Here is a 26,317-nt window from a genome sequence, read left to right as displayed (position 1 = left end):
GGATACCTGTATGACGATGACGCTTGATCAGTGGGAAGACGCGGTCTCCGAGCTCTGGGAGCGGGCCGATTCTCTCGACCGCGACGAGGGCATCACCGCCATGCGGAAGCTCTCGCGCTCCTGCCCCGGAGGCGACGGCCGTGCCGCCTTCGAGCTCGCGGGAATGTACGACTCGATGGGCTTCGAGGCGGATGCGGGGCGCGAATACGAGCGCGCGCTCTCGCTCGGGCTCGACGACGCGCGGCACGCGCAGCTCGCCGTCCAGTACGGATCCACTCTCCGCAATCTGGGCCGCTTCGACGAGGCCATCGCCGTGCTCGAGGGCGCGCCGATGCACGAATCGACCGGATCCGCCCCGCGCGTCGTCCTGGCACTCGCGCTGCACAGTGCCGGGCGCGTCGACGAGGCGCTCAGGGTCGCGCTCGAGGCCCAGATCGACGCGCTCCCCCGCTACCAGCGCTCGATGCGCGCCTATGCGGCCGCGCTGACCGAAGGCTCCCGGGCGGATCCCTCGGCATGAGCCGCGCAGCCGGACGATTCTCCGCCGTGGCGTCGGCCGATCAGGCCGCGCCGGGCATGACGAGCGAGAGCAGGAAGACCCAACCGCAGACGACGGCGAGCATCGCGAGGCTGTAGCCGATGGACGCGCGGAGGATCTCGCCCTCGCGGCCCGTGAGTCCGACCGCCCCGGCGGCGATGGCGATCGATTGCGGCGACACGACCTTCGCGACCGTTCCGCCCGCGGTATTGGCGGCGACGAGGAGCGTCGAGTCGACCCCGATATTGCCTGCCGTCACGGTCTGTAGGTGAGCGAACAGGGTGTTGTTGTTCACCACGGAGCCCGTGATGAAGACGCCGAACCAGCCGATGACGGGTGCCAGGAGCGGGAAGACCACGCCGACGGCGGTGAGGGCGTTGGCGATGGTGGCCGATCCTCCCGAGAAGTTCGCGATGTCCGCGATGATCAGCACGAGCGCGATGAGGATGATCGGACGCCAGAGGTCTTTCACGGTCGCGCCCAGCTGCTCCCAGAGGTGCCGGGCGCGCACCTGCGGCGTCGTCCAGAACGTGAGGAGAACCGCGAGAAGAATCGCCGTGCCGGTCGCGTTGATGGGCGTGAAGGCCCAGCTTGTGGCGAGTGGCTCCGATGCGCCGTCGGGAACGACCACGCCGGTAATCCCGGGGATCGGGACGGCGAACACCAGTCCGGACAGCGCACCGCCCTCGGCGAACAGGTCCTTGAACCAGGGAACGCTCCAGGCGAAGATCACCCCGCTCAGAATGTAGAAGGGGCTCCACGCGACGACCACGTCACCGAAGTCCTGCTTGATCGGCGGTGGAACCGCTCCGCCGTCCTCCCGATAGATTCGCTTCGGCTGCCACACGCGGCCCACGAGGAACACCGCCACCATGCCCACGAGGCCGGGAACGATGTCCGCCAGCTCGGGGCCGAGGAAGATGAGGATCCCCGCCTGCGCGGCGCTATAGGCCAGGCTCGTGACGATGAGGAGGGGCCAGGTCTCGCGGATCCCCCGCCACCCGTCGAGAATGATCACGAGGATGAAGGGGACGACGAAGGTCAGCCATTGCAGGACGATCACCATGTCGAAGGTCAGGCCCGCCAGTGGTACCTCGCCCACCTGCGCGCCGACGATCACCGGGATTCCGATTGCTCCGTACGCGCCCGCGGCGACGTTCGCGATGAGGCAGAGCATGGCCGCCTTGATGGCACCGAACCCGAGTTGCACGAGAAGCGCTGCACAGATCGCGATGGGAACGCCGAAGCCCGCCGCGCCCTCGAGGAAGGCACCGAAGCAGAAGGCGATCAGGATCACCTGGATCCGCTGGTCCGGCGAGATCCCGGAGATACTCGTGCGGATGACGTCGAATCGGCCGCTCGCGACGGCGATCTTGTACAGCCAGACCGCCATGACGATGATGAACGCGATCGGCCAGACCGCCGTGAGGATGCCGTACAGGCCCGCGCCCAGGACGGATCCGACGGGCATTCCGAACACCCACACCGCCACGATGATCTGCAGAACCGTCGCAATGGCGCCCGCGACGAGACCCGTGAGCTTGAACACCGTGAGGCACAGCAGAAACACGACGATCGGTATGACGGCGATGAGTGCCGAAAGCCACAGCTGGCCGGTGGGGTCTATCGTCTGCGTCCACATCGCTGGAGCCTCTCGTCCGTTCCTCGTCGGCGCACCACCAGGTCACGCTTATCCTGGCAGACCGGTCGACTTCACGTCACGTGTTTTTCTGGGGCTCGCCGCGGGTGCCCGGCGCGTCAGGCGATCGCCGAGCGGGCGGAATTACCCGTCGCGGAAACTCCGTCCTTGATCCGCGAGCGCGGACCGAAGGATCCGGATCGCTTTCGGACCCACGCCGTGTATCGCGAGGAGCTCCTTCTCGGTCCGCTCCGCGGCCTGGGCGAGACTTTCTATCCCGGCCAATTGAAGCGCCCGCGCTGCTGTCTTCCCCACCGCATGCGGAAGGTCGCCAACCGGACGCACGTCGGGCGTCGGCATAGGAGCGTTCATGGCTTCAGAATACGCGGGCTGGAGCCGCGAGCAGGGGCGGATGGTACAGAGTCGCCCGCCCCTCCGATCAGGCTCGCTCGACGGGGAACCAGAGCTCGCATGTCGCCCTGTTGAAGTCGTCCGAGCGCTCGAGGATCGCAACGATCGACGGGCCGGGCCGCAGCCGCCACGGATTCGACGGGAACCACTCGGCGGCCGACGCCGCGTAGGCCTCCTGGAGTGCAGCCGGGTGGGCACCGGACGTGCGGAACACGACCCACTCCCCCGCCTCGACCTCGATCTCATCCAAATCGTCGGGGATGCGGGTGTCCTTGCCGACCGCGACGCCGTGCAGATAGGTCAGTTTGCTGCCCTCTCGGTAGTCCGGATCCACGTCGGCGCTGACCTGCAACAGCCCGCGCGGTTCCTCCGTGCCGAGCTCTTTGAGGCGTTGGTGCTCCTCGGCCGGTAGCGAGGCGATGTGCTGCTGAATATGAGGGTTGACGCCCTCGTAGATCAGGGGCACGCGCGCAGCGTGCCCCGCGAGGCGGAAGGCGGGTCGTGTGATGATTCGGGCGTCCATGCGGATGCTCCCTTCGACGGTCAGGCGGAACCTGAGGACGGGTTGAGTGCGAAGGGGGCCGCCGTCGCGCCGGACGTCGCCGTGACTCACCCCGTGCACGGACCGGAACGCTCGCCCGAAGGCCTCGACGGATCCGTACCCGTAGCGCACCGCGATCGTCAGGAGATCCTCATCACCGATCACATCGGCTGCCGCAACGGTCATCCGTCGACGCCGCACATACTCGGAGACGGGCATGCCCGCCAAGGACGAGAACATTCGGCGGGCATGGTAGCTCGTCGTCCCCATCGAGGCGGCGAACGCCTCGATGTCGAGGCTCTCACCGAGGCATCGCTCGATCTCGTCGATAAGACGATTGAGTGTCTCGATCACGGCTGCTCCCTTCACCGTCTACATTCGCGCTGACCAGGCTATCTGCGCCCGACTATCCACGTTCGATTCTGTCGGGTGCGGAGGGAGCGTGACGTGGCGCGAGACGGGGCGTGGCGCCGGTTGCAAGAGCGAGTCGCCGCCCCGGACGAGGCAGGATGGTTCCATGAATCAGGCGGAACGGATCGAGAGCTTCTGGCGATCGTCCGGCGTGAACTCGGAGACCGCCGTGCCGCCCGCGTGGTCGTTCGGCGACTCACCCGAGCTCGCGGACGAACTGCTCGAGCTGACTCTGCGGGGTGCGAAGACGGCGATGGCCAGCGCCCTGTGGGAGTTCGAGGCGGACGGGGATCCGCTTCCACAGCCCGGCGATCTTTCGATCGTGCTCGATGGCGCGGGCGAACCGCAGGCACTCATCCGCACGACCGTGATCGAGATCACCCCCTTCGAGGATGTCTCACCCGAACACGCTTCGCTCGAGGGCGAAGGCGACGGGTCGCTGAGATACTGGCGAGCCGAGCACGAGCGCGCCTGGCGCCGCTCGCTCCTCCACACGCGATACGAGTTCGATCCGAGCATGCTCGTCGTCTGCGAGCGATTCGAGGTGTTGTTTCCGCTGGCTCGCTCGGCCTGACCTTGCCTAAGGCCATCTCCACGCCGCAGGCGCTCAGAGCGGCCCGCAGTACGCAGCCGGGCTACGTGATCGTGATGATGGTCTCCGCATCGCGGATTGAGACGGGCCGCAACTCGACGGACCCGTTCGGCGTTCGATCGCTCAAGATCATGGCGCCACTCCCCGGGCCCGTGCAGCTCGTCCCGCGAGCACGCCAAGGGCTTCCACCAGCTCCGGAGGCTCAACCTCGGAGATCTCCGCGTCGAATCGCAACAGGGACGCGGCGAGACCGATCCACGACCAGGATCCGGCGTGCAAACGGCACCGGTCGGCACCGACCTGATCGACGGTTCCGTCACCTGCAAAAGGACGGACCTCGCGTGCCGGCAGTTCGAGGATCGCGGATCCTTCGCATGGCCAGCGATCCTCAGATATCGCTCCTTTGAAGCGCGCAGAGACAAACGCCTGGACCGAACCGCCGGGGATCGGTCGCGGTGCGAAGTGCGCTCCGTGCGGAGGACGCGGCGTGAGGCGGTCGACGCGCAGGATCCGCCAGTCAGCCTTATCGAGGTCCCACGCGAGCAAGTACCAGCGTCCGCTTGCGGCGACGAGACCGTGGGGTTCGCCGCGGTGCCGTCCGATCTCGCTGCCGGCCTCACCGTAGTCCGCGCGGAGGACGCGTCGGTCGCGCACCACGGCGGACAGCTCGAGGAGCAGGTCGGGAGAGACGACCGGTCGGCGACCATCGCCAGGACGCCCGGGGATCGCCGTGACCGCCATACCGTCGAGTCGGTGCCGTAGACGCCCCGGCAGCACCTGACGCAGCGTCGTCAAGGCCCGCACCGCCGCCTCGTCGATTCCGCTTCCCGTGAGGAGGCTGGTCTCCAGCGCGATCGCCAGCGCGACGGCCTGGTCGTCATCGAACAGCAGCGGCGGTAGCTCCGATCCCGCGTCGAGACGGTAGCCACCGGTGCTCCCGGGCGTCGCGCTGACCCGGTACCCGAGTGAGCGCAGCCGCTCGACGTCGCGCCTCACCGTGCGATCACTCACCTCGAGCCGCGCGGCAAGCTCGGTTCCGGGCCAGTCGCGATGGACCTGCAGCAGAGAGAGCAGCTGCAGAAGGCGAGACACCGGCTCGGTCATATAGACAAGATAGGCCAAATTGAGGACAGGATCTGACCGCATTGAGTGGAAGGGTGTTCTCATGCCGGGAGGTTCCCGGCAGAACCTCACCAGGAGCATCAATGAGCATCACCACCACGACCCACCTCAACTTCCGCGGCGAAGCCCGCGCGGCCCTCGAGTTCTACCGAGAGGTTTTCGGCGGCGTGATCACTGCGTCCTCGTACGCCGACTTTGGCATGCCCGAACACGCCCCCGGCGCCGACGGGATCGTCTTCGGCCAGCTCGTCTCCCCGTCGGGGTTCCACGTGATGGCGTACGACATCCCCGGGGCGGCGGACGGATCCGCAATCCAGGCAAGCGCGACGACTCGCGAGCACGGTGTGACCGTCACCGACAGCCCATTCTTCGTATCGGTGCGCGGCGAGACGCTCGATGAGATCCAGCAGCACTGGGGCGTCCTCATCGACGGCGCAACGGTGATCGAACCGCTCGCCGCATCACCATGGAGCCCCGGCTTCGGTATGCTCACCGACCGATTCGGCGTCATCTGGATCCTGGACGTCGCTGCCTGATTCCGCGCACGTACGCCGGAGCCCCGCCGATCATAACGATCGGCGGGGTCAGGGCATCCGCGGCGCCCTTGCTAGGATCCGGCCATGAGCGGGCTCCTGAAAACTGCAGGCGAACTGGTCGCCGCATTGCAGAACGCGGCTGATCCACGTGAGACCGAGCTGATCCGAGCCCGGGTCGCAGCCGATGAGCCAGTCATCGGCGTGCGGATGGGGACCCTGTTCGAGATAGCGAAGCTTGCCGCCGACATTCCGCCAGCGGAGCTCGAGGAGCTTTTCGCCCATCCGGCCTATGAGCCGCGCCTCGCCGCCTTCTGCATCCTCGATTTCCGCGCGCGTCGGAGACTCTCCGACAAGGAGCGTGAGGAACTCGCCACGACCTATCTTGACCACCACGACGCCATCACGACATGGGACATGGTCGATCGAGCTGCACCCCGAGTAATCGGATGGCCTATCCTCATCGAACTGATCGATTTCGCGGTCCTCGAAGGACGCGCGCGATCCGACGACCCTCTTCGACGACGCTCTGCCATTACGGCACCGCTATGGTTCATCAAGAAAGGTTCGGATGCCGACGTCGCGCGTGGCCTTGTCATCGCGGACCTGCTTGCTGGCGACGACCATCCTCGAGTCGCCTCCGCGGTCAAGATCTATCGCAAGCACGCCGCGCGACGCGGTCAATGATCCCGCCACGACGCGCCGAGCCGGAACTCCAGCGCGCTCCCGACCATCGCGGCGCAGGTCGACTCGATCGCCTCACGATGGACCGGGATCAGAGCGGAGCTCGTCGCAGCTGCCTCCACGCCCGCACGACAGCAGACCCCGCTCTTCAGCGAAGACACGTCCCAGCTGGATGGGTCACCGCGGCCCTGCGGGCGCACGGCGCCGACCCGGGCTCTGACGTGCAAGGGCCCCGGAACGCATCGCCGAGACCAGCGCTGGGCCCCTTCGTTCGATATATGCACAGGTCACGGGCAGCAGGAGCACGAGCATGAGCAATCCGACGATCGCACCGAACGCCAAATGCGAGAGCGAGGATGGCGTAGTGGCTGTGATGCCGGCGGGAATGAGCGGAACGACGGCTGCGATGGCAACCGCAGTGAAGATCGTCCACTGCGCTCCGGCCGGATTTCCGGCGTTGTCTGAAGTCGCGACGCGGTTTCGGGCGTCTGCTCCAATGGCCGGCATCAGTGCGCTGAGCAGAGGTGCGGCGGCGCACCCGCCACCGGTTGCCGCGAGGGTCATGCCCAGCGCGAGGGCGCTGAACTGGGACCTGCTGGCGAGACTGAGGACGACCGTGCCGGCGATGACGGGTGCGCCGAACAGCAGCATCCACGCGATCTGTCGCCCGATCACGTCGGCGCGCACGGCGCGGGGTGTCGTGAGGACCTGCCATAGCGCCGTGCCGTCGAGGGCATACGTGTTCACGGCGGCCATTGCCGCGATCGCCGCCGCCACGACGCCGACGAACGGGAGCGCCCACACCCAGGCGCCGGGAGCCACCAGGACCACCATGAGGACGGGTGTGAGCCACGCATGCCCGAGGCCTAGGCGGCGATGCGGGTCACGGAACCAGGTCTTGACCTCGCGCGCAATGACGGCCCCGATTTCGTTAGTCGGCCATACAACACAAACGCGACGTCGCTCACGCACGGCGATCCCCGAGCGCGCCGTCTGGGGCGGCTGGCGCAACGTGTGTGCCGTGAGTTCGATCCAGGCTCTCCGCAGCAGCAGCGCACAGGCCACGGCGCCGACAAGCGGAGCGGCAATCGCTGACGGTGTCTCCCCTGACATTGCCGCGTTCACCGCGGCGAGACCCCAGCCCGTAGGAAGGGTGAGCAGGGTCGTCACGACCGGTTCCGGCACCACGGCAGTGGTCGAGGGGGTCTGCATCGTGACATCTCCGTCACCAAGCTGAGGCAGGACGAGCGCGAACAGCGGAACCCACCCGGCGAACGAGAGCGCCAACAGCGCGGACATCTGGACGACCGCTATCCGAATGCCCCAGGCCGAGCGGAGCAGACGAGCAACCAATGCGGACGTGCATCGCCCCAGCCACAGCAGGAGGAACAGCTGTGCTCCCACCGCCAGGAACGCGAGCGTAATAGCCGCGGGCCCGTCTGGCGCGGCGACCACGACGAGGCTGAGCAGCGCAGCTGTCGTGATCACGGTTCCCACGCTCATCGCCTCGCTGGCCGACATCTCCCTGGCGATGCACCTCGGCGCTCGCGGGAGCGTGCGGAACCACTGCGGATCCAGGATTGGAGCAAGTCCCGGCAGCAGGACCGGCCCGAGTAGCCACGTCATTCCGAACGCTGAGAGGGCGACCGCAAGCCAGCCTGGATCGAGGTCTCCCGCGCGGACGAGAGCTGCCACGGCGATGACGCCAGCTGCCGCGATGAGTCCCGCGATCAGGCCGAAGATCCGCTCGTCGTTCGGGCCGCGGCGGATGACCCGCCAGCGCAACGACATGAAGTCGATGCGGTGCCTCATCGCAACCACGCGATGTCGCGTTGTGGAGGAACGCCGATGAGACGCATGAACGTCTCCGCGAGCGTACCTCCGGCAGACACCTCGTCGATCGTGCCCTCTGCGAGGATACGACCGTCGTTCATCACGGCGACCCGCTCGCAAGTGCGCTCGATCACGTCCATGATGTGGCTGGACAGCAACACCGTCCCTCCGCCGTCGACGTACTGGCCGAGCAGCGTTTCTATTGCCCAGGCAGACGCCGGATCGATGGCCTCGAACGGCTCATCGAGCACCAGTACGCGAGGCCGGTGCATCATCGCAACCGCCAGCCCAATCTTCTTGCGCATGCCCGTCGAGTAATCGACGATCAGCGTCGACCGCGCCCTGTCGAGCTCAAGGATCTCGAGCAGGTCCCTAGCGCGCTCGCGCGACGCGCCGCCGACTCCGCGCAACCGGGCGGTGTACTCGAGGAGCTCACTCCCGGTCAGTCGCTCGGGTAACGAGAAGCCATCCAGCATGATCCCCATGACCTCCAATGCCTGCTCGCGACGCTGCCGAGTATCGAATCCTGCGATCTCCACGCACCCCGTGTCAGGGGCAAGGAGCCCAGCGATCATCGCCAAAAGCGTCGACTTCCCCGCACCGTTCGGCCCGACAAGTCCGAAGAACATGCCCGCCGGCACGCACAGGTCGATGGTGTCTACGGCGACGCGATCGCCAAAGTGCTTACTCAGACCGGACAATTGCACTGCTGGCGAGGGCGTCATACTCATACCTTCTCTCCTTGGCTGATGCCGGGGCGACAGGAGCTTCCCCAACGAGTGCGGCCCTCCCTCGGCTATTGCACTCACACTCGCGCATACTCGGCGAGAATCACGCCCGATTCGAACGCCTGCGTGCCGGTTGGCTTCCATGCCGTCGGAGAGTACTCGGCAGGCCCGAACAGGGAGATGCCGCCTCCCAGCACGACCGGGTTGATTTTCAGTGCCAGCCGATCGATCTCGTCGATGAGCGTGCCCGCGAGTGCACCGCCGCCGCACAACCAGATTCCCCGCCCCTCTTCTCGCTTGAGAGCACGAACCGTCGCTACTGGGTCAGCCGAGGTGAACTCGACGGCGTCGCTTCCCTCCGGCCGATGCGCCGGCGTGCTCGTGAAGACCAACTGTCGAAGATGCTGGTACGGGTCAGGCAGGTGCGGGAGACCAACGGCATAGGTGTTTCGCCCCATGAGCACCGTGTCGAACGGCCCATCGGCGACCGAGAGCCCTGCTGCCTCGGCCAGTTGCGTGGGAGCGGTGCCGCGGTATCGAGACCAAATCGGCCCCATGTGATCGCCTGTGGCGAGGAAGGTGTCGAACTCACCATTAGGGCCGGCGATGTATCCGTCCAGGCTGACGGCGACGTAGTAGGTCAGTTCTCGCATCGCTCTCCAATCACTGCATTTGTAGTGGTTGAGAGACTACATCACCTGTAGTGGTTGCGCTAGCCTTTTCTCATGGCCAGAAACGAGGGGCGCAGAAGTGCGCTCGCGGACGCGGGCATCGCCGTGCTTGCCCGTGAAGGATCCCGCGGTTTGACCCACCGCGCCATCGACCAGGAAGCGGGCGTCCCCACCGGGACCACCACGAACTACTTCCGGAGCAGGGAGGCTCTCCTCGCGGGCCTGTTCGAGCGAATCGGGAGTCGCCTCGCCCCCACGCCGGAGGATCTTGCCAGGCGCGCCGAACAACCGCGCGGGCGCGCCCTGTTCGCCGACTACATGCGCGACATCGTGCGACGCCTTACCGCCGAGCCCGACGTCGCTCGCGCCCTCTTCGAACTGCGACTCGATTCCGCACGACGGCCCGACCTCTCCGCCATCCTCACGCCGTGGCTTCGCACGAACTTCGAAGCGGACATCACCTTCAACCAGTCGATGGGACTGCCCGGCGGACGCACCGAGATCGCGCTCTTCCACTACGCGATCGACGGCCTGCTCTTCGATCTGCTCACCACCCCGATCGCCCCGGATCTCTCGAGCGATGACGTCATCGACGCCCTCGTCTCCGGACTGCTGCCCGACGAATGAGCACGTGCCTGCTGCACGGGGATATCCTCATTGCCCCTATCGCGGGTAGCATCGGGGATCCGTCCGAGAGCTCACGCAGCATCGGAAAGGGAGCCGGATCCTCCAGAATCGCAGACGCGTGGATCCGTTCGGTTATCACACGTTGAAGCGGAACTCCACCACGTTCCGGCACGGAACAACGTTAGCGGGCGGGACGGGCGGGCGTGCCCATCGCTCCGACCGGTCGAAGTATCTGTCGAATGTGCAACGCCACCTAGGATCGCCATGAAGGATCTAACGCTGCCCCGCTGCTCGCGCTGGGCTAAAGACGCAGCCCTGAAGCCCTTGCTAAAATCCTGCCATGGGAAGGCGTCTGAGTACTGCTGACGAGCTCGTCACGGCACTACAGAACGCGTCGGACCCACGTGAGACCGAGCGGATTCGAACCCGAGTCGCAACTAATGAATCGGTCATCGGTGTCCGGATGGGCACCTTGTTCGCGACAGCGAAGCTTGCCACCGACATCCCCTCAGCAGAACTCGAAAGACTTTTCATCCATCCTGCGTATGAGCCGCGCCTTGCCGCATTCTGCATCCTCGATTTTCGCGCCCGTCGGCGTCTTTCCACCGAGGAGCGTGAGGACCTCGCTGCAATCTATCTCGACCACCACGACGCCATCACGACATGGGACATGGTTGATCGAGCAGCACCCCGGGTAATCGGGTGGCCGATCCTAAGCGACGTGATCGAGTTTAGGGTCCTCGAAGACCTTGCACGATCCGACGACCCACTTCGACGACGGTCTGCGATCACCGCACCATTATGGTTCATCAAGAAAGGGACAGATGGCGACGTCGCGCGTGGACTTGTCATTGCAGACCTGCTTGCTGACGACCCGCACCCTCGCGTCGCCGCCGCCGTCAAGATCTACCGCAAGCATGCAGCACGGCGCGATCAATGAACCGGGCAACTAAACGTTGAAGCGGAACTCCACCGAGTTCCGGCACAAACTAACCTCTGAGTGAGCGAACCGCCCAACCAGCTGAGAGCAACCCAATACGCGATGCCGCGCAGCACGTCCATGCCTTGATGCAGTGGAGATTACTGGCGCACGCGGCGCAAATCGTACTTCTTGAAGCCATCTGTCTACAGAGACTCTTCGTCAGACTCAATCTCCTGCTGTCTAATTACGCGTGCGGGAACGCCTGCGACGATGCAGTCACTCGGGACGTCCTTGGTCACTACCGCGCCAGCGGCGACGACGACGTTGTTGCCGATCGTTACGCCGGGGAGGATCGTGCAGTTGGCTCCGATCCATACGTCGTCCCCGATTGTGACGGGTGAGACGATGGAGAGCTTCTTTCGGCGTTCGGCGGGATCCAATGGGTGGTTGACCGTGGAGATGACGGTGTTGGGGCCGATCATGCAGTTGTCGCCGATTTTGACTGGTCCGACGTCAAGAATCATGACGTTGTAGTTGGTCAGGAATTCTTCTCCTACGTGGATGTTGCTTCCCACGTCGCAATTGAATGGGGGCTGCATGTACACGTTCTGGCCCATGCTTCCGAAGAGTTCGCTGATCACCCCTTGCTGTGCCACCAGGTCAGAGGACTCGATCTCGTTGAAGCGTCGGCACAGCCTCAAGGCGTTTTCCTTCATCGCCGCGATCTCCGGATCCAGGAAGCGGAACGGCTCCCCGGCGTGGTACTTCTCGATCTCAGTCGTCATTTCTTTATCCTTTCCTCATTCATTCTGTGCTCAATACCCGTGATCGGTCGCGCGAGAGTGCTCGAACTGGCGGAGCTTTTGTGCACCCGCCCCACCCGTCAGGCCTTCAGCGGGACGAGTGGGGTTTCCGATGTGGCTCGGAGCATCAGAGATTTTCGAGCTTTGAGGTATGCAGGTACGAGGATGAGTACTGCGCCGGTCCATGCCAACGGTGTTCCCCAGATGACGCCTGCGAATCCGAAAGCGCCGCCGAGCACGATTGCGGTGAGGACCCGCATCACGAGTTCTGCTATTCCTGAGAAGAAGGGGATGCTGGTCTTCCCCAGCCCCTGGAGCGCCCCTCTGACAACGAAGAGCACGCCGAGAATCGTGTAGAGGGAAGCGTAGACCTGCAACAGCTGACTGGCGAGCGTCACGACTTCGGGAGCCGAGTCACCGACGAACATCTGCACGAGCCACCCGCCGCTCATGATGATCGTGACCCCGATGATCACCGAGGCGATTGTCGCGACCACGAGCCCGTGATTGACACCCTGGAGGATGCGGTCGGATCGACGTGCGCCGAGGTTTTGGGCGACGAACATCGACACGGACAGACCGATCGATTGCAACAGTGCAACGGCAAGCCCGTCGACGCGTGCCGCTGTCGTGTACGCGGCGACGGCGTCGGGGCCGAGTTCGTTCAACCGGATCTGGACGGCGAGCGACCCGATCGCGATGATGGAGGTCTGGAAGCCGAATGGCAGGCCGAGGCGCAGATGGTGGGCGAGTTCGGACCGTGTGACCTTCCAGTCCTCTCGCTGAGGTACCAGTACGGGGATTCGCCTGCGGATATGCACCAGGCACAGCCCGACCGAGGTTGCTTGTGCCGTAACCGTCGCCAGTGCCGCTCCGGTCACACCCCACCCGAATGGCCCCACGAAGACAATGACGAGCGCAACGTTGAGCCCGCACGAGATGATCAGGAAGACGAGCGGTGTGCGGGAGTCTCCGATCGCCCGGATGATTGCGGCGAGGAAGTTGAAGAACATCAGCGCCGTGATTCCCAAGAAGCTCATCCGCGCAAATTCGGCGGACTGTTCAATCAGCTCAGGCGGGGTCCGTAGCGCGTGCAGCGCCGGCTCAGCGAGGAGCACCCCAGCCCCGGTCAGCACGGCGCTGGTGCCGGCCGTCAACCATGCACCGGACGTGACAGATCGACGCACTCCTCGGGCATCTCCGGCACCGAACGCTTGCGCTGTGGGGATAGCGAAGCCGCTGGTGAGCCCCCACGCAAACCCGATCAACAAGAAGATCAGGCTAGTGGTCGCGCCGACAGAGGCCAGGCTCGTCACGCCAAGTTGTCGGCCGACCACGACGGCGTCAGCGAACTGATACAGCTGCTGGACGACATTACCGATGAGGAGTGGAAGGGCGAAGGTGACGATGACCTTCCACGGAGTTCCTTCGGTGAGGACTCTAGGCATTTGATAAAGAGCACTTTCTGCTGTCGGGGGCGCACGGAACGGGACGACGAAGCATGAGCTCCGCCGTCCCGTCGCACGGCATCGGTTATGCGGCCGTCAAGGTCGCTCGTGCCGTCGTCGAATGCTCAAGCGCGATCCGCGCCGCGGCTGACGCTCTCGCGGGCGGCGATGTCGGCACGGACAGCGTCGAACTTCTCGAGGATGCCGTCATAGGCGAAGTTGCCCAGCGGCAGACGCTTCGGTGGGGCGATCTCGTGTGCGACGTCGACGATCGCTTGCGCGGCAAGCAGAGGGTCGCCGGGCTCCTTGCCCACGTTGTCGCGGAACGACTGGCGGTTCGCTCCAGCGGTCGGAGCGTAGTCGGCGATCTCCTTCTCAGGTGTGACCTCTGCGGCCGAGTTGCCTGCCCAGTCGGTGGCGAAGCCGCTCGGCTCGACGAGCACCACTCGAATTCCCAACGGCTCAGCCTCGAGATCGAGGGCTTCCGAGAGGCCTTCGACAGCGAACTTGGAAGCGTTGTACCAGCCGACCGCGGGGAAGGAACGGACACCGCCCACGGAAGACACGTTGAGGATCGTGCCGGACCGGCGCTCACGCATACCGGGCAGCACCGAGGAGAACACAGCCATCGTCCGCCCAGGGATCCGTCGCATGATCGACGGCTTCGAGAACCAGCCATCGTTCTTGCTCGGGTCGCGCATGGAGGTGCTGGCGGGCAACGAACTCGCATGGGCATTGCTGGAGGACTTTCCCGCGCGTGACGCCGATGACCGCAATCTGCTGCGCTGGATCCTCACTGGACCAGGCGTTCGTGATCTCTATGTTGACTGGGAGACTGTCGCCTCTGAGATGGTCGGCGTGCTGCAACTGGAAGCCAGCGCCCACCCGAAGGACCCCTCGATCGCAGCCCTCGTGGGAGAGCTGGCTACCGCCAGCCAGGAGTTTGCCGCGTGGTGGGCGCGACCGAACCCGCAGGGCCGCACATCAGGAACAAAGCGATTCGCGCACCCCGTCGCCGGTCGCCTCACGATCAACTGGGAGGCATTCACCGTCCCCGACGTCGCGACCCAGACCCTGTTCGTCTACTCCGCGGCAGACGCGGCCTCGTCCGAAGCGCTCCGACTGCTCGGGGCTTGGCGCGCCACCGAGAAGTCCAGGGGCGTCGCACGAGACAATGCCGAAGAATCAACCCGGTCGCGGAGCGTCTCAGATACCTCCACAGACAGGACCGCATAATGACGCAGACTGCGCTCATCACCGGAGCTTCCTCCGGCATCGGCTTTCGCATCGCGGAACAGCTCGCTGCCCGCGAATACGACATCGTTGGAGTTGGTGCCAGCGAGCGAATCCTCGAGCTTCCGAAACGACTGCCGGGTGTGTCGGTTATGCCGCTGCGTGCGGATCTCACCGATCGCAATCAGGTTGACGGTCTGTGGCGGCAATTCGAACAGATGAATCGTTCCCTCGACGTCGCTGTTCTCAACGCCGGCGCAAGCCTAGGCGGAGCATTCATCGACACCGACCTCGAAGACGAGCTGCGCCTGCTCGCGCTCAACGTCACCTCGCAGGTCATCCTCGCCAAGCATATCGCCCGCGCGATGGCCGGGCGGCGCTCGGGCCGCATCCTCATCACCACCTCGATGTCCGCGACCACACCCACACCCTACGAATCCATCTACGGACCCACGCGAGCGTTCATGTACAGCTTCGCTCAAGGCCTACGCGAAGAAATGCGCGAGCACGACGTCTCCGTCACCGCGCTCCTCCCCGGAGCGACGGCCACTGAGTTCCACGACCGTGCTGGCATGCAGAAGACGAAGTTCGGCGACAACTCATGGAAGAACGACCCCGAACTCGTCGCGAAGCTGGGCGTCGACGCTCTTTTCGAGGGTCGAGACCACGTTATTGGCGGAGATCGCCGCACGCGCTGGTCAGCGTTTCGCAACAAGCTCTCCCCGGAGCAGGTCAAAGCCAGACGCTTCGCACGCGATTCGAATCCCAACGAACCTGCATGATTCCCACGCGTGCTAGACGTTAGACCGAAAATCTAAATTCCACCACGTCCCCATCGGCCATGACGTAGTCCTTGCCCTCCATGCGCACGCGACCCGCGGCCTTGGCCTCGGCCATGCTGCCGTGCTCGTCGAGGTCGGCGAATGACACGATCTCGGCCTTGATGAAGCCGCGCTCGAAGTCGGTGTGGATCACGCCCGCGGCCTGTGGTGCGGTCGCGCCCTTGCGGATCGTCCAGGCGCGCGCCTCCTTCGGGCCCGCCGTCAGGTAGGTCTGCAGGCCGAGCGTCTCGAAGCCCACGCGGGCGAGCTGGTCGAGGCCGGATTCCTGCTGCCCGAGCGCCTGAAGCAGCTCGAGCGCCTCGTCCTTGTCCATGCCGACGAGCTCCGACTCGACCTTCGCGTCGAGGAAGACGGCCTTGGCGGGGGCGACGAGCTCGCGCAGCTCGTTCATGCGCGCCTCGTCGGTGAGCACGCCCTCGTCGACGTTGAACACGAAGAGGGTCGGCTTGGCCGTGAGCAGGCCGAGCTCCCGAATCGGGGTCGTGTCGAAGCCGGCCTGGAACAGGGTCTTGCCGGTCTCGAGGATCGACAGCGCTTCCTTCGCGGCCTCCAGCACGGCCGGGTCGGCCTTCTTGCCCTTGACTTCCTTCTCGAGACGCGGAACCGCCTTCTCGAGGGTCTGCATGTCGGCGAGGATCAGCTCGGTGTTGATCGTCTCCATGTCGCTGTGCGGGTCAACCTTGCCGTCGACGTGGGTGACGTCGCTGTCGGTGAACCCTCGCACGACCTGGGCGATCGCGTCTGCCTCGCGGATGTTCGCGAGGAACTGGTTGCCGAGGCCCTCACCCTCGCTCGCGCCGCGCACGATTCCGGCGATGTCGACGAACGACACGGGCGCGGGAAGAATCTTCTGCGATCCGAAGATCTCCGCGAGACGGTCCAGACGCGGATCCGGAAGCTCGACGACCCCGACGTTCGGCTCGATCGTTGCGAACGGGTAGTTCGCCGCGAGAACGTCGTTCTCGGTGAGAGCGTTGAACAGGGTCGACTTGCCCACGTTGGGAAGTCCTACGATGCCGATAGTCAGAGCCACGGGAGTCGATTCTATCCGGGCGACCTGCTTCGTTTGTCAGTGGTTCGGAAGAAAGTGGATCCATGGAGTTTTTCTGGATCCTCATGGTGCTGATCGGGGTGGCCGCCGGCGCGGCGATCGGGTGGTTCGCGCGCGCAGCGCGCACCACCGGATCCGAGGCGGAGGCGGCACGAGCGACCGCGGAGGCCGCCGCGCTTCGCGAGGCGCTCGAGCGGTCCGAGCAGCGCGCGCGAGAGGCCGCCGAACGCGACCGAGCAGAGCGCCAGGAACAAACGCTCCGCGCCCAGCGCGATAGCGCGGTGATGCAGGCCCTCTCCCCCGTCCGCGAGTCGCTGCAGCGCATGCAACAACGCGTCGACGAGATGCAGCGCGAACGGACCGAGCAGTTCGGGCAGGTCTCGGAGCAGCTCCGCGCCGCACACGCCCTCGACCAGCAGTTGCGCGCGACGACCGAGCAACTCGCGGGGGCCCTGCGCTCCAACACGACGCGAGGAGTGTGGGGGGAGACGCAGCTGCGACGCATTGTCGAGTCCGCGGGCCTCATCGCCCGGGTCGACTTCGATGAGCAATCATCGATCTCGTCCGACGCGGGGTCGGGCAGGCCGGACATGCTCGTGCATCTTCCGGGCGGCACGTCGATCGCGGTCGACGCGAAGGCGCCCCTCGCGGCGTTTCTGGATGCCGAGGCGATCCCCACGACGGCGACCGGCGATGACGCGGCGCGGCGCGCCGAACTCATGCAGAGGCACGTCAAGGCGGTGCGCGCGCACATCGACGCCCTCGCGAAGAAGGCCTACTGGGCGGGCCTCGATGCGAGTCCGGAATTCGTCGTGTGCTTCATCCCCAGCGAGTCGGTGCTGTCGGCGGCACTCGCGGAGGATCCTGGGCTGCTCGAGTATGCCTTCGCCAAGCGGGTGGCGCTCGCCTCGCCCGTCAACCTGTGGGCCGTGCTGAAAACCGTGGCGTACTCGTGGTCTCAGCAGGAGGTGTCGTCCGAGGCGAAGACGCTATTCGACCTGGGGAACCAGCTGTACGAACGCCTCGGCGCACTCGCCGGCAAGGCCGATGACATGCGCCGCGCGATCGAGCGAACCATCGACTCTTACAACGGTCTCGTGGGTTCGCTCGAATCGCGCGTCCTCGTCACGGCGCGCAAGTTCCCCGGCATCGACGCATCGAAGCTCGAAAGCACGCGAGCTCCGAAGACGATCGACACCCCCGTGCGACGCGTGTCCGCGCCGGAACTGCTGAGTGCCGAACTCAGCCCGGAAGCCAGTTGAGCGACAACAGGATGCCGGCCGCGACGACGACGAAACCGCCGATCGACCACCACACGCTCGGCTCGGTACCGGCCGGGCGCCGCACGCGAAAGAGCACGTCGGGACGGCGTGCCGGATCCTGCGCATCGGCTACGACCGCGCGCGCTCCATCCGAAGCAGACTTCTCCGAGGCTTGCGTCATGCCCCGATTATCTCACGCGAAGCGTCACAGCCACTTCGACTCGAGGTGATCGCTCGAAATTCGGCGCAGAGTTCCCGAGTGCCCGCGCAGCACGACGCTCTCGGTGTACAGATACCCGCCCTGACGCTTGACGCCCGCGACGAGCGCGCCGTCGGTCACGCCCGTGGCGACGAAGATCGTGTTATTGCCCTTGACCAGATCCTCGGCCTCGAGCACGTCATCCATGGGCAGCCCCGCGTCGATGCCCCGCTGGCGCTCGTCGTCGTCGCGCGGCCACATCCGGCCCTGAATGTGACCGCCGAGAGCCTTGATCGCACACGTCGTCACGATGCCCTCCGGGCTTCCACCGACGCCGACACACATGTCGGTGCGTGCGTCGTGACGCGCGGCGTTGATGCCGCCCGCGACGTCGCCGTCGCTCATGAGGCGCGTTCCGGCACCCGTCGAACGAATGTCGGCGATGAGCTGCTGGTGACGCGGACGGTTCAGGACCGACACCACCATCTCTTCCACCGGCTTGCCCAGCGCCTTCGCGAGCAGACGAATGTTCTCCTGAACGGGCAGTCGGATGTCGACGACGCCCACGCCCGCCGGGCCGGTCACGAGCTTGTCCATGTAGAACACGCTCGACGCGTCGAGCATCGTCCCCCGGTCGGACATCGCGATCACGCTCAGGGCGTTGTTGCGCCCCTCGGCCGTCAGCGTCGTGCCGTCGATCGGGTCAACGGCAATGTCATACGAACGGCCCCGACCCGTGCCCACGTGCTCGCCGTTGAACAGCATCGGCGCGTTGTCCTTCTCGCCCTCACCGATCACGATCCGACCGTCGAACTCCACCGTGGTGAGGAATGCGCGCATGGCGTCGACGGCGGCGCCGTCGGCGAGCTCCTTCTGACCGCGCCCGATGAACGGCACGGACCGGATCGAGGCGGCTTCCGTCGCGCGAACGAGTTCGAGCGCAATGTTGCGGTCGGGCGTCAGGGGGATTAGGTCGTCGGTGTCGTGGATCTCGTGATCAGCCGTCATGACTTCGACAGTAGCCAGAATCCTTCGCAAGAAACGCCCATTTCTCCCCCGTGCCGAGTGAAGGAATCCCGCTTTTTAAGATTTTCGAGAAATGAGACGTTTCAGCACGACGCGCTCGCCCTCGAATTCCCCCAACGGCACGCAGAGAATAGGCTGGAACCCCAACACCGCTATCCGTAAGGAGACGCACCATGCCGGTCGCAACCCCGGAACAGTACGCCGAGATGCTCACCCGCGCGAAGGATGGCGGCTACGCCTTCCCCGCGTTTAACGTGTCGAGCTCGCAGACCATCAATGCCGTCCTGCAGGGCCTCGCCGAGGCGGGCTCGGACGGCATCATTCAGGTCACGACGGGTGGCGCCGACTACTTCGCCGGCCACACCGTCAAGGCGCGCGCAACCGGCGCGATCGCGATGGCGCAGTACGTGCGCACCGTCGCCGACAGCTACGGCGTGACGGTCGCGATCCACACCGACCACTGCCCCAAGAACGCGCTCGACGACTTCCTCCTGCCGATCCTCGCCGCGAGCGAGGAGCAGGTGAAGGCCGGCGGCGCCCCGATCTTCAACTCGCACATGTGGGATGGATCCGCCGTCCCGCTCGACGAGAACATCGAGATCGCCAAGGAGCTCCTCCCCCGCACGCACAACATCGGCGCCATCCTCGAGATCGAGGTCGGCGTGGTCGGCGGCGAGGAGGACGGCGTCGCGCACGAGGGTTCGAACGACGCGCTCTACACGACCGTCGGCGACGTGACGAAGGCCGTCGAGGCCCTCGGCCTCGGCGAGAACGGCAAGTACATCTCGGCACTCACCTTCGGAAACGTGCACGGCGTGTACAAGCCGGGCGGCGTCAAGCTCCGCCCCGAGCTGCTGGGCGAGATCCAGGCGGGCATCGCCGAGAAGTTCGGTACGGGCCCGAAGCCGCTCGATCTCGTCTTCCACGGCGGTTCGGGTTCGTCCGACGAGGAGATCGCGACCGCCGTCGCGAACGGCGTCATCAAGATGAACATCGACACCGACACCCAGTACGCCTTCACCCGCTCGGTGGCCGGCTACATGCTCGCCAACTACGAGGGCGTGCTGAAGATCGACGGCGAGGTCGGAAACAAGAAGCAGTACGACCCCCGCGCCTGGGGCAAGGTCGCCGAGACGGCGATGGCCGCCCGCGTCGTCGAATCGACGAAGCAGCTCGGCTCCTTCGGCAAGTCGATCAGCGCCTAAGGCGCCCGACGGCGATGGCCCCCGGATCCTCACGGATCCGGGGGCCATCGCCGTCGGAGCGAAAAGCTACTCCGGAAGCTCGATCCCCTGCATCGAGGCGAATCGCTCGAGCACGGCCGGATCCATGGCGAACGCGACCGCGACGATCAGCGCGCCGACGAACGTGAAGACGACGCCGGCGATCAGGGCGATCCACCACATCGACTTTCGGCGCGTGTGTCGGCGCCACAACAGCCACACCGTGCCAGCCCAACCGAGCAGCATCACGACGATCGCGACGACGCCCGCGGTACGGAGGGCGCCGGCGTCGCTGAGCTCGAGGCCGTCCATTCCGATCGCCGCGGCGAGCGCGTACGGATCCGTGTAGACGCGGATCCCACCGATGATCGAGTAGAGGCCGAACGCCATCATCGCGATCGTCACGACACGGTCGATCAGGGTTCCCTGCCCCACGGGCTCGCGCTGACCCGGTCGGCGCGGAGTTGCCGGGTCCTCGGGTGGCATGTCGCGCGGCACGAGGGCGGGATCCGATACGTGCCTCTGCGGTGCCTGGCCGCTGCGCGCAAGCTGCTCGTCGGAACTGGCATAGGCGCCGAACTGGGGGCGGGGCCGCTCGTCGCTCATGCCTGGCTCCGGCGTCCGCCGCGCGGACCGTCGCGTAGCTCCTTCGGCAACGAGAAGATCAGGTCCTCCTCGGCCGTGCGGACCTCTTCCACCTCGCCGTAGCCCGCGTGCGCGAGCTCGCGCATCAGCTCCTGCACGAGCACGTCGGGAACGCTCGCGCCGCTCGTGATGCCGATCGTCCTGACGCCCTCGAGCCACTCCTGGCGCACCTCGTCCGGATAGTCGATGCGGTACGCCGCCTTGGCACCGTACTGAAGCGCGACCTCCACGAGTCGGACGCTGTTCGACGAGTTCGCCGAACCGACGACGATGACGAGGTCCGCGCCCTCCGCGACCTTCTTGATCGCGACCTGACGGTTCTGGGTCGCGTAGCAGATGTCGTCCGACGGCGGATCCTGCAGTTCCGGGAACCGCGCGCGGAGGCGGTTGACGGTCTCCATCGTCTCGTCGACCGAAAGCGTCGTCTGCGACAGCCAAACGAGCTTCGACGGATCCTCGACCTCGATCGTGTCGGCTTCCTCCGGGTTGTTCACGATCGTCACGTTGTCGGGCGCCTCGCCCGCCGTACCCTCGACCTCTTCGTGACCCTCATGCCCGACGAGGAGAATGTGGAAGTCGTCGCGCGCGAACCGCTTCGCCTCGCGGTGCACCTTCGTCACGAGCGGGCACGTCGCATCGATCGCCTGCAGGCCGCGCTGCGCGGCCGAATCGACGACCATCGGCGAGACGCCGTGCGCACTGAACACGACGTGAGCGCCCTCCGGCACCTCGTCGACCTCCTCGACGAAGATCGCGCCCTGCTGTTCGAGCTCACGCACAACGTGAATGTTGTGCACGATCTGCTTGCGCACGTACACCGGCGCACCGTAGCGCTGCAGCGCCTTCTCGACCGTGATGACGGCGCGGTCCACGCCCGCACAGTACCCACGGGGGGCCGCGAGGAGGATCCGCTTGGTGCCGTCAACGGGGCGGTCCTGCAGCCGCTCGCGCCGGGACGGGACGCGAGGAATGGGAAGGGCTACGGCGGTCTGACTCATGACTCCAGCGTACGTGGCTTCGATTGTCAGATGCCCGCAATAGCCTAGATGCGTGACCACTTTCCAGCCCACTCACGGCCCGGGCGAGGCGCCGAGCAGCGATCAGGTGTCCCCGCGCGATTCGGGGCCCGATCAGCCCACGTCGGTCGCGCGCCTCAACCAGACGATCAAGGCATCGATCGATCGCTGGGGCTCGGTGTGGGTCGAGGGCGAGATTACGCAGTGGAACGTGCGCGGCCGCAACGTCTTCGGCGGCATGAAAGACCTCACCTCCGACGCACAGATCAGCCTGCAGATCTGGTCGAACGTCGTCGCACAGTTCACCGACGACTTCCACGTGGGCGACCACGTCATCGCGTGCCTCAAGGCCGACTACTTCGTCAAGCGCGGTTCGTTCTCCTTCCAGGTATCGGCGATGAAGCACGTGGGGCTCGGCGCCCAGCTCGAACGCCTCGAACGGCTGCGCCGCCAGCTCCAGAAGGAGGGGGTGTTCGATCCCTCGCGCAAGAAGGCCTTGCCCTTCCTGCCGTCCCGCATCGGCCTCATCACGGGCGCGAACTCCGACGCCGAGAAGGACGTCCTCCGCAACGCACAGCTCCGCTGGCCTCAGGTCGAGTTTCGAACGATCCACGCGACGGTGCAGGGCGATCGAAGCGTCCCCGAGATCATCGCCGCGCTCGAGCAGCTCGACGCCGACCCCGACGTCGACGTCATCATCATCGCCCGCGGCGGCGGAGACCCGCAGACGCTGCTGGGCTTCAGCGACGAGAAGCTGGTGCGCGCCGTCTCGGCCGCCTCAACACCCGTCGTCAGCGCGATCGGACACGAGAACGACCGGCCGCTGCTCGACGACGTCGCCGATCTTCGTGCCTCGACACCCACGGATGCGGCGAAGCGCGTCGTCCCCGACGTCGGCGAACAGCGCGCGCTGATCGAGCAGCTGCGCTCTCGTCTCACCATGCGCCTGCAGCAACAGATCTCGCACGGGATCCAGCAGCTCGAGCAAATCCGATCCCGCCCGTCGCTTCGAGACCCGGATTCGATGATCCGGCAGCGGCAGCAGGATCTCTTCCTCTCGCTGTCGCGGGGCCGCGAACTCATGGCGCGCAACCTCGAGCGCGCCGAGCGCCGCACGGGAGAGCTCCGCGCATCCCTCCGCGCGCTCTCGCCCGCGTCCACCCTGGCCCGCGGCTACGCGATCGCGCAGCTCGACGACGGATCCATCCTGCGCAACTCCGCGTCGGCGCCCGACGGCGCCGCACTCACCCTCACCCTCGACGAGGGAGCCATCGCGGCGACCTCGCACGGTCCGACGCCGTCGGCTGTCACTCCTTCGCGAAAGTAGGATAGGAACGATGACTGCTTCCCTCCCCGATGTCCAGGAGCTCTCGTTCGAGCAAGCCCGCGACGAACTCGTCCGTGTCGTTTCCGAACTCGAGCAGGGGGCGGCGTCCCTCGAACAATCGCTCGCGCTGTGGGAGCGCGGCGAGGCGCTCGCCGCACGCTGCGAGGAATGGCTCCTCGGAGCGAAGCGTCGCCTCGATGCCGCCCGCGCCGCCGCCGATGCCGCCGCGGAGGACGAGTCCTGATGGCACGCCGCCCCGCAGAACCGCGCATCGCGGCGCACCTCGGCCGCCCCGAGACGCCGGAGGAAATGGCAGCGCGCAAGGCCGAGAACTCGAAGAACTACCGACAGAGTCAGAGCTTCAAGAACCTGATCGTCGCGCTCCTCGTGAGCCTCGCGATCGTTGCGGTCGTCTACTTCATCGTGCCGCGCGGCGAGATCGACAACGCGCCGCAGCCGAACGTCGACGAGATCGCGTCCCAGGTCTCGAATCAGTTCGAGCGCACCGTCATCACGCCCGACGCACCGGACGGCTGGACCACCAACATCGCGGAGATCGAGCCCGGCGCCCCCTCGGTATGGACCGTCAACTTCAACTCGATCCCCGACGCCGGCCACGCGTACGTGCGCTTCGCGCAGGCCTTCGACGCCGACGAGGTATGGGCCACGCAGCAGTTGCGCGGAACCGAGGCGAGCGGCACGGTAACGGCCGGCGGGATCGATTTCACGGAGTACGTGGTGTCCGACCCCTCGTCGACGAGCAATATCGCCTACGCCCTCGGCGTGCAGGCGGGAAGCGACTACGTGTTGCTCTACGGGTCGGCGTCCGCAGAGATCACGGCGCAGCTCGCCGAGCGTGTCGCCGACGAAATCGCTGCATTGCAGCAGGAAGGGGCCACACATGAGTGACCGTCTCACCCCCACCCAGGCCTGGCAGCGCATGAAGGAGGGCAACGAGCGCTTCGTCGCCGGCACCCCCGCGCACCCGCACCAGGACGTCGCCCGCCGCGAGGACCTCGCCGAGGGCCAGAAGCCGCTCGCCGTTCTCTTCGGCTGCAGCGACTCGCGCCTCGCCGCCGAGATCATCTTCGATCTCGGCCTCGGTGACCTCTTCGTCGTGCGCAACGCCGGACAGGTCACGGGTGAGTCGATCATGGGCACGATCGAGTACGCGGTCGACATCCTCGACGTGCCGCTCATCGTCGTGCTCGGCCACGACTCCTGCGGCGCCGTCGCCGCCGCCGTGCAGAGCCTCGAACCCGATGCGCCCGTGATCGCTCCCGCGATCTGGCGCCAGGTCTCGCCGATCGTTCCCGCCGCCCGACGCGTGCGTCGGGAGCAGATCGAGGCGGGACGCGAGGGCGAGCCGCTCGACGCGTGGCGCGTCGGGCAGGAGCACCTGCGCGACACGATCCAGGCCCTCATGCACTCGTCGGACATGATCAAGGCCGGCGTCGAGAGCGGCCGCCTGGGCATCGTCGGCGCGAACTACCGCCTCGCCGAAGGCACCGCGGTGCCCGACGTGATGCTGGGGATCGCGGACACCGCCGCGACCGACTCCGCAACCACCACCCTCGCGTAAGGAGCGATGAAGTGACCGAATACCGCATCGAACACGACACGATGGGCGAGGTGCGCGTCCCCGTCGACGCGCTCTACCGCGCCCAGACGCAGCGCGCCGTCGAGAACTTCCCCATCTCCGGCAAGGGCCTCGAGTCGCGTCACATCGCCGCGCTCGCCCGCATCAAGAAGGCCGCGGCCCTCGCGAACAAGGACCTCGGCACGCTCGACGGCGAGATCGCCGACGCGATCGCGTGGGCCGCCGACCAGGTGGTGACCGGCGAGTACGACGCCCAGTTCCCCGTCGACACCTATCAGACGGGTTCCGGCACGAGCTCGAACATGAACATGAACGAGGTGCTGTCGACGCTCGCGACCGAGAAGCTCGGGCGCGAGGTGCACCCCAACGACCACGTCAACGCCTCGCAGTCGTCGAACGACGTGTTCCCGACCTCGGTGCACGTGGCCGTGACCGAGGCTCTGATCACCGACCTCGTGCCCGCCCTCGACCACCTCGCGAAGTCGTTCGAGCGCAAGGCCGACGAGTGGAAGAGCGTCGTCAAGTCGGGCCGCACCCACCTCATGGATGCGACCCCCGTGACCCTCGGCCAGGAGTTCGGCGGATACGCGCGGCAGATGCGGCTGGGCATCGAACGCGTCGAAGCCGCGCTCCCCCGCGTCGCCGAGGTTCCGCAGGGCGGCACGGCCGTCGGAACCGGCATCAACACCCCCAAGGGCTTCCCGCAGAAGGTCATCGCGAACCTCGTCGCCGAGACCGGCCTGCCCCTGACCGAGGCCGTCGATCACTTCGAGGCCCAGGCCAACCGCGACGGCCTCGTCGAGGCCTCGGGCGCGCTGCGCACCATCGCGGTGTCGCTGACGAAGATCAACAACGACCTGCGCTGGATGGGTTCGGGCCCCAACACGGGTCTCGGCGAGATCCACATCCCCGACCTGCAGCCCGGCTCGTCGATCATGCCCGGAAAGGTCAACCCGGTCATCCCGGAGGCGACGCTCATGGTGTGCGCACGCGTCATCGGCAACGACGCGACCGTCGCCTGGGCGGGCGCCTCGGGATCCTTCGAGCTCAACGTCGCGATCCCCGTCATGGGCACCGCCCTGCTCGAGTCGATCCGGCTTCTGGCCAACGCCTCGCGCGTGCTCGCCGACAAGACCGTCGACGGCCTCCAGGCAAACGTCGAGCGCGTCACGGCCCTCGCCGGCATGAGCCCTTCCATCGTGACGCCGCTGAACAAGCTCATCGGATATGAGGCCGCGGCGAAGATCGCGAAGCACTCCGTCGCCAAGGGAATCACGGTGCGCGAGGCCGTCATCGATCTCGGCTACGTCGAGCGCGGCGAGCTCACCGAGGAGCAGCTCGATGAGAAGCTCGACCTGCTGTCGATGACGCACGCGGGCTGAGCGAACCG

The 26,317-nt window shown here is 66.2% G+C and carries 29 protein-coding genes; 15 read left to right on the top strand and 14 right to left on the bottom strand.

Going from position 1 to position 26,317, the window contains the following annotated elements; translation table 11 throughout:
- Positions 1-10 precede the first annotated feature (10 nt).
- Entirely contained in the window at positions 11-520 is a 510-nt protein-coding gene (locus IEX05_RS03770; protein WP_188700057.1) for a tetratricopeptide repeat protein, read from the top strand.
- A 40-nt stretch (positions 521-560) separates the two neighbouring features.
- Here the strand turns inward: IEX05_RS03770 and IEX05_RS03765 are convergent, their stop codons facing one another.
- Entirely contained in the window at positions 561-2,180 is a 1,620-nt protein-coding gene (locus tag IEX05_RS03765) for an L-lactate permease (protein ID WP_188700056.1), read from the bottom strand.
- Positions 2,181-2,616: 436 nt separating this feature from the next.
- Entirely contained in the window at positions 2,617-3,483 is an 867-nt protein-coding gene (locus tag IEX05_RS03760) for an AraC family transcriptional regulator (protein WP_188700055.1), read from the bottom strand.
- A gap of 163 nt (positions 3,484-3,646) precedes the next feature.
- Here IEX05_RS03760 and IEX05_RS03755 point away from each other — a divergent pair, with 163 nt between their 5' ends.
- Positions 3,647-4,114, top strand: coding sequence for an ASCH domain-containing protein (locus tag IEX05_RS03755; protein WP_188700054.1), 468 nt, complete (start codon positions 3,647-3,649; stop codon positions 4,112-4,114).
- Positions 4,115-4,261: 147 nt separating this feature from the next.
- Here the strand turns inward: IEX05_RS03755 and IEX05_RS03750 are convergent, their stop codons facing one another.
- Positions 4,262-5,236: a helix-turn-helix transcriptional regulator gene (locus IEX05_RS03750; RefSeq protein WP_188700053.1), complete on the bottom strand. Its 975-nt coding sequence runs from the start codon at positions 5,234-5,236 to the stop codon at positions 4,262-4,264.
- Between the two features lie 101 nt (positions 5,237-5,337).
- Here IEX05_RS03750 and IEX05_RS03745 point away from each other — a divergent pair, with 101 nt between their 5' ends.
- Both IEX05_RS03745 and IEX05_RS03740 read left to right on the top strand, forming a co-directional pair.
- Positions 5,338-5,790, top strand: a complete 453-nt coding sequence (locus IEX05_RS03745) for a VOC family protein (protein ID WP_188700052.1) — start codon at positions 5,338-5,340, stop codon at positions 5,788-5,790.
- An 84-nt stretch (positions 5,791-5,874) separates the two neighbouring features.
- The gene (locus IEX05_RS03740) at positions 5,875-6,474 is read left to right on the top strand and encodes a DNA alkylation repair protein (protein ID WP_188700051.1); all 600 of its coding nucleotides are present in this window, start codon (positions 5,875-5,877) and stop codon (positions 6,472-6,474) included.
- Positions 6,475-6,648: 174 nt separating this feature from the next.
- Here the strand turns inward: IEX05_RS03740 and IEX05_RS03735 are convergent, their stop codons facing one another.
- From IEX05_RS03735 to IEX05_RS03725, 3 genes are all read right to left on the bottom strand, one after another.
- Positions 6,649-8,283 carry a hypothetical protein gene (locus IEX05_RS03735; protein ID WP_188700050.1) on the bottom strand — a complete coding sequence of 545 codons (1,635 nt, stop codon included), beginning with the start codon at positions 8,281-8,283 and terminating at the stop codon, positions 6,649-6,651.
- Positions 8,280-9,035, bottom strand: a complete 756-nt coding sequence (locus IEX05_RS03730; RefSeq protein ID WP_188700049.1) for an ABC transporter ATP-binding protein — start codon at positions 9,033-9,035, stop codon at positions 8,280-8,282. Before IEX05_RS03730 ends, IEX05_RS03735 begins: the two co-directional genes overlap by 4 nt.
- 74 nt (positions 9,036-9,109) lie before the next feature.
- Entirely contained in the window at positions 9,110-9,685 is a 576-nt protein-coding gene (locus IEX05_RS03725) for a dihydrofolate reductase family protein (protein WP_188700048.1), read from the bottom strand.
- A gap of 72 nt (positions 9,686-9,757) precedes the next feature.
- On the opposite strand from IEX05_RS03725, the gene IEX05_RS03720 reads away from it, so the two are divergent.
- Both IEX05_RS03720 and IEX05_RS03715 read left to right on the top strand, forming a co-directional pair.
- On the top strand, positions 9,758-10,330 hold the full coding sequence (locus IEX05_RS03720) for a TetR/AcrR family transcriptional regulator (RefSeq protein WP_188700047.1): 573 nt from the start codon (positions 9,758-9,760) through the stop codon (positions 10,328-10,330).
- A gap of 340 nt (positions 10,331-10,670) precedes the next feature.
- Positions 10,671-11,270 carry a DNA alkylation repair protein gene (locus IEX05_RS03715; protein ID WP_188700046.1) on the top strand — a complete coding sequence of 200 codons (600 nt, stop codon included), beginning with the start codon at positions 10,671-10,673 and terminating at the stop codon, positions 11,268-11,270.
- A 185-nt stretch (positions 11,271-11,455) separates the two neighbouring features.
- Here the strand turns inward: IEX05_RS03715 and IEX05_RS15410 are convergent, their stop codons facing one another.
- The 3 genes from IEX05_RS15410 to IEX05_RS03700 all read right to left on the bottom strand — a co-directional run bounded on the left by IEX05_RS15410 (position 11,456) and on the right by IEX05_RS03700 (position 14,132).
- Positions 11,456-12,037 (bottom strand): sugar O-acetyltransferase, encoded by a 582-nt coding sequence (locus IEX05_RS15410; RefSeq protein WP_188700045.1) that lies wholly within the window; start codon positions 12,035-12,037, stop codon positions 11,456-11,458.
- Between the two features lie 98 nt (positions 12,038-12,135).
- On the bottom strand, positions 12,136-13,503 hold the full coding sequence (locus IEX05_RS03705) for an MATE family efflux transporter (protein ID WP_188700044.1): 1,368 nt from the start codon (positions 13,501-13,503) through the stop codon (positions 12,136-12,138).
- 125 nt (positions 13,504-13,628) lie between these two features.
- Positions 13,629-14,132, bottom strand: coding sequence for an SDR family NAD(P)-dependent oxidoreductase (locus tag IEX05_RS03700; protein WP_229661110.1), 504 nt, complete (start codon positions 14,130-14,132; stop codon positions 13,629-13,631).
- Here IEX05_RS03700 and IEX05_RS03695 point away from each other — a divergent pair.
- Positions 14,080-14,739 carry an MmyB family transcriptional regulator gene (locus IEX05_RS03695; protein ID WP_268237858.1) on the top strand — a complete coding sequence of 220 codons (660 nt, stop codon included), beginning with the start codon at positions 14,080-14,082 and terminating at the stop codon, positions 14,737-14,739. The genes IEX05_RS03700 and IEX05_RS03695 overlap by 53 nt on opposite strands.
- Positions 14,739-15,518, top strand: coding sequence for an SDR family NAD(P)-dependent oxidoreductase (locus IEX05_RS03690; protein ID WP_188700041.1), 780 nt, complete (start codon positions 14,739-14,741; stop codon positions 15,516-15,518). The genes IEX05_RS03695 and IEX05_RS03690 overlap by 1 nt, the downstream gene beginning before the upstream one ends.
- A gap of 19 nt (positions 15,519-15,537) precedes the next feature.
- On the opposite strand, the gene ychF is transcribed toward IEX05_RS03690, so the two are convergent.
- Positions 15,538-16,611 (bottom strand): redox-regulated ATPase YchF, encoded by a 1,074-nt coding sequence (gene ychF / locus IEX05_RS03685; RefSeq protein ID WP_188700040.1) that lies wholly within the window; start codon positions 16,609-16,611, stop codon positions 15,538-15,540.
- Positions 16,612-16,673: 62 nt separating this feature from the next.
- On the opposite strand from ychF, the gene IEX05_RS03680 reads away from it, so the two are divergent.
- Positions 16,674-17,891 (top strand): DNA recombination protein RmuC, encoded by a 1,218-nt coding sequence (locus IEX05_RS03680; RefSeq protein ID WP_188700039.1) that lies wholly within the window; start codon positions 16,674-16,676, stop codon positions 17,889-17,891.
- Here IEX05_RS03680 and IEX05_RS03675 read toward each other — a convergent pair.
- A complete protein-coding gene (locus IEX05_RS03675; RefSeq protein ID WP_188700038.1) occupies positions 17,872-18,072 on the bottom strand; it encodes a UDP-N-acetylmuramyl pentapeptide phosphotransferase in 201 nt (66 codons plus the stop codon). The genes IEX05_RS03680 and IEX05_RS03675 overlap by 20 nt on opposite strands.
- Before the next feature lie 24 nt (positions 18,073-18,096).
- A complete protein-coding gene (glpX, locus tag IEX05_RS03670; protein WP_188700037.1) occupies positions 18,097-19,098 on the bottom strand; it encodes a class II fructose-bisphosphatase in 1,002 nt (333 codons plus the stop codon).
- A 191-nt stretch (positions 19,099-19,289) separates the two neighbouring features.
- Here glpX and fbaA point away from each other — a divergent pair, with 191 nt between their 5' ends.
- The gene (fbaA, locus tag IEX05_RS03665; RefSeq protein ID WP_188700036.1) at positions 19,290-20,321 is read left to right on the top strand and encodes a class II fructose-bisphosphate aldolase; all 1,032 of its coding nucleotides are present in this window, start codon (positions 19,290-19,292) and stop codon (positions 20,319-20,321) included.
- A 66-nt stretch (positions 20,322-20,387) separates the two neighbouring features.
- Here fbaA and IEX05_RS03660 read toward each other — a convergent pair whose 3' ends face one another.
- Positions 20,388-20,945 (bottom strand): DUF6264 family protein, encoded by a 558-nt coding sequence (locus tag IEX05_RS03660; protein WP_188700035.1) that lies wholly within the window; start codon positions 20,943-20,945, stop codon positions 20,388-20,390.
- Positions 20,942-21,982 (bottom strand): 4-hydroxy-3-methylbut-2-enyl diphosphate reductase, encoded by a 1,041-nt coding sequence (locus tag IEX05_RS03655; protein WP_188700034.1) that lies wholly within the window; start codon positions 21,980-21,982, stop codon positions 20,942-20,944. The genes IEX05_RS03660 and IEX05_RS03655 overlap by 4 nt, the downstream gene beginning before the upstream one ends.
- 52 nt (positions 21,983-22,034) lie before the next feature.
- On the opposite strand from IEX05_RS03655, the gene xseA reads away from it, so the two are divergent.
- The 5 genes from xseA to IEX05_RS03630 are packed head-to-tail and all read left to right on the top strand — an operon-like array spanning position 22,035 to position 26,309.
- Positions 22,035-23,327 carry an exodeoxyribonuclease VII large subunit gene (gene xseA, locus IEX05_RS03650; protein WP_188700033.1) on the top strand — a complete coding sequence of 431 codons (1,293 nt, stop codon included), beginning with the start codon at positions 22,035-22,037 and terminating at the stop codon, positions 23,325-23,327.
- 10 nt (positions 23,328-23,337) lie between these two features.
- The gene (locus tag IEX05_RS03645) at positions 23,338-23,571 is read left to right on the top strand and encodes an exodeoxyribonuclease VII small subunit (protein ID WP_188700032.1); all 234 of its coding nucleotides are present in this window, start codon (positions 23,338-23,340) and stop codon (positions 23,569-23,571) included.
- Positions 23,571-24,236 (top strand): DUF4245 family protein, encoded by a 666-nt coding sequence (locus IEX05_RS03640; RefSeq protein WP_188700031.1) that lies wholly within the window; start codon positions 23,571-23,573, stop codon positions 24,234-24,236. Before IEX05_RS03645 ends, IEX05_RS03640 begins: the two co-directional genes overlap by 1 nt.
- The gene (locus IEX05_RS03635; protein ID WP_188700030.1) at positions 24,229-24,909 is read left to right on the top strand and encodes a carbonic anhydrase; all 681 of its coding nucleotides are present in this window, start codon (positions 24,229-24,231) and stop codon (positions 24,907-24,909) included. Before IEX05_RS03640 ends, IEX05_RS03635 begins: the two co-directional genes overlap by 8 nt.
- 11 nt (positions 24,910-24,920) lie before the next feature.
- The gene (locus tag IEX05_RS03630; protein WP_188700029.1) at positions 24,921-26,309 is read left to right on the top strand and encodes a class II fumarate hydratase; all 1,389 of its coding nucleotides are present in this window, start codon (positions 24,921-24,923) and stop codon (positions 26,307-26,309) included.
- Positions 26,310-26,317: the final 8 nt, after the last annotated feature.

The sequence above is a fragment of the Microbacterium nanhaiense genome (genome assembly GCF_014646015.1).
Taxonomy (GTDB): domain Bacteria; phylum Actinomycetota; class Actinomycetes; order Actinomycetales; family Microbacteriaceae; genus Microbacterium; species Microbacterium nanhaiense.
The sequence above is the reverse complement of the archived record's forward strand: the minus strand, read 5'-3'. Positions and strand labels throughout refer to the sequence as shown.

Coding starts and splice junctions, on each gene's coding strand:
- IEX05_RS03750 (WP_188700053.1), bottom strand. CDS start 5,236: ATGACCGAGCCGGTGTCTCGCCTTCTGCAGCTGCTCTCTCTGCTGCAG.
- IEX05_RS03725 (WP_188700048.1), bottom strand. CDS start 9,685: ATGCGAGAACTGACCTACTACGTCGCCGTCAGCCTGGACGGATACATC.
- IEX05_RS03715 (WP_188700046.1), top strand. CDS start 10,671: ATGGGAAGGCGTCTGAGTACTGCTGACGAGCTCGTCACGGCACTACAG.
- IEX05_RS03720 (WP_188700047.1), top strand. CDS start 9,758: ATGGCCAGAAACGAGGGGCGCAGAAGTGCGCTCGCGGACGCGGGCATC.
- glpX (WP_188700037.1), bottom strand. CDS start 19,098: ATGACGGCTGATCACGAGATCCACGACACCGACGACCTAATCCCCCTG.
- IEX05_RS03770 (WP_188700057.1), top strand. CDS start 11: ATGACGATGACGCTTGATCAGTGGGAAGACGCGGTCTCCGAGCTCTGG.
- IEX05_RS03765 (WP_188700056.1), bottom strand. CDS start 2,180: ATGTGGACGCAGACGATAGACCCCACCGGCCAGCTGTGGCTTTCGGCA.
- IEX05_RS03680 (WP_188700039.1), top strand. CDS start 16,674: ATGGAGTTTTTCTGGATCCTCATGGTGCTGATCGGGGTGGCCGCCGGC.
- IEX05_RS15410 (WP_188700045.1), bottom strand. CDS start 12,037: ATGACGACTGAGATCGAGAAGTACCACGCCGGGGAGCCGTTCCGCTTC.
- IEX05_RS03700 (WP_229661110.1), bottom strand. CDS start 14,132: ATGGCTGTGTTCTCCTCGGTGCTGCCCGGTATGCGTGAGCGCCGGTCC.
- IEX05_RS03755 (WP_188700054.1), top strand. CDS start 3,647: ATGAATCAGGCGGAACGGATCGAGAGCTTCTGGCGATCGTCCGGCGTG.
- IEX05_RS03660 (WP_188700035.1), bottom strand. CDS start 20,945: ATGAGCGACGAGCGGCCCCGCCCCCAGTTCGGCGCCTATGCCAGTTCC.
- IEX05_RS03655 (WP_188700034.1), bottom strand. CDS start 21,982: ATGAGTCAGACCGCCGTAGCCCTTCCCATTCCTCGCGTCCCGTCCCGG.
- IEX05_RS03730 (WP_188700049.1), bottom strand. CDS start 9,035: ATGAGTATGACGCCCTCGCCAGCAGTGCAATTGTCCGGTCTGAGTAAG.
- IEX05_RS03745 (WP_188700052.1), top strand. CDS start 5,338: ATGAGCATCACCACCACGACCCACCTCAACTTCCGCGGCGAAGCCCGC.
- IEX05_RS03690 (WP_188700041.1), top strand. CDS start 14,739: ATGACGCAGACTGCGCTCATCACCGGAGCTTCCTCCGGCATCGGCTTT.
- IEX05_RS03735 (WP_188700050.1), bottom strand. CDS start 8,283: ATGAGGCACCGCATCGACTTCATGTCGTTGCGCTGGCGGGTCATCCGC.
- fbaA (WP_188700036.1), top strand. CDS start 19,290: ATGCCGGTCGCAACCCCGGAACAGTACGCCGAGATGCTCACCCGCGCG.
- IEX05_RS03675 (WP_188700038.1), bottom strand. CDS start 18,072: ATGACGCAAGCCTCGGAGAAGTCTGCTTCGGATGGAGCGCGCGCGGTC.
- IEX05_RS03640 (WP_188700031.1), top strand. CDS start 23,571: ATGGCACGCCGCCCCGCAGAACCGCGCATCGCGGCGCACCTCGGCCGC.
- IEX05_RS03740 (WP_188700051.1), top strand. CDS start 5,875: ATGAGCGGGCTCCTGAAAACTGCAGGCGAACTGGTCGCCGCATTGCAG.
- IEX05_RS03635 (WP_188700030.1), top strand. CDS start 24,229: ATGAGTGACCGTCTCACCCCCACCCAGGCCTGGCAGCGCATGAAGGAG.
- IEX05_RS03645 (WP_188700032.1), top strand. CDS start 23,338: ATGACTGCTTCCCTCCCCGATGTCCAGGAGCTCTCGTTCGAGCAAGCC.
- IEX05_RS03705 (WP_188700044.1), bottom strand. CDS start 13,503: ATGCCTAGAGTCCTCACCGAAGGAACTCCGTGGAAGGTCATCGTCACC.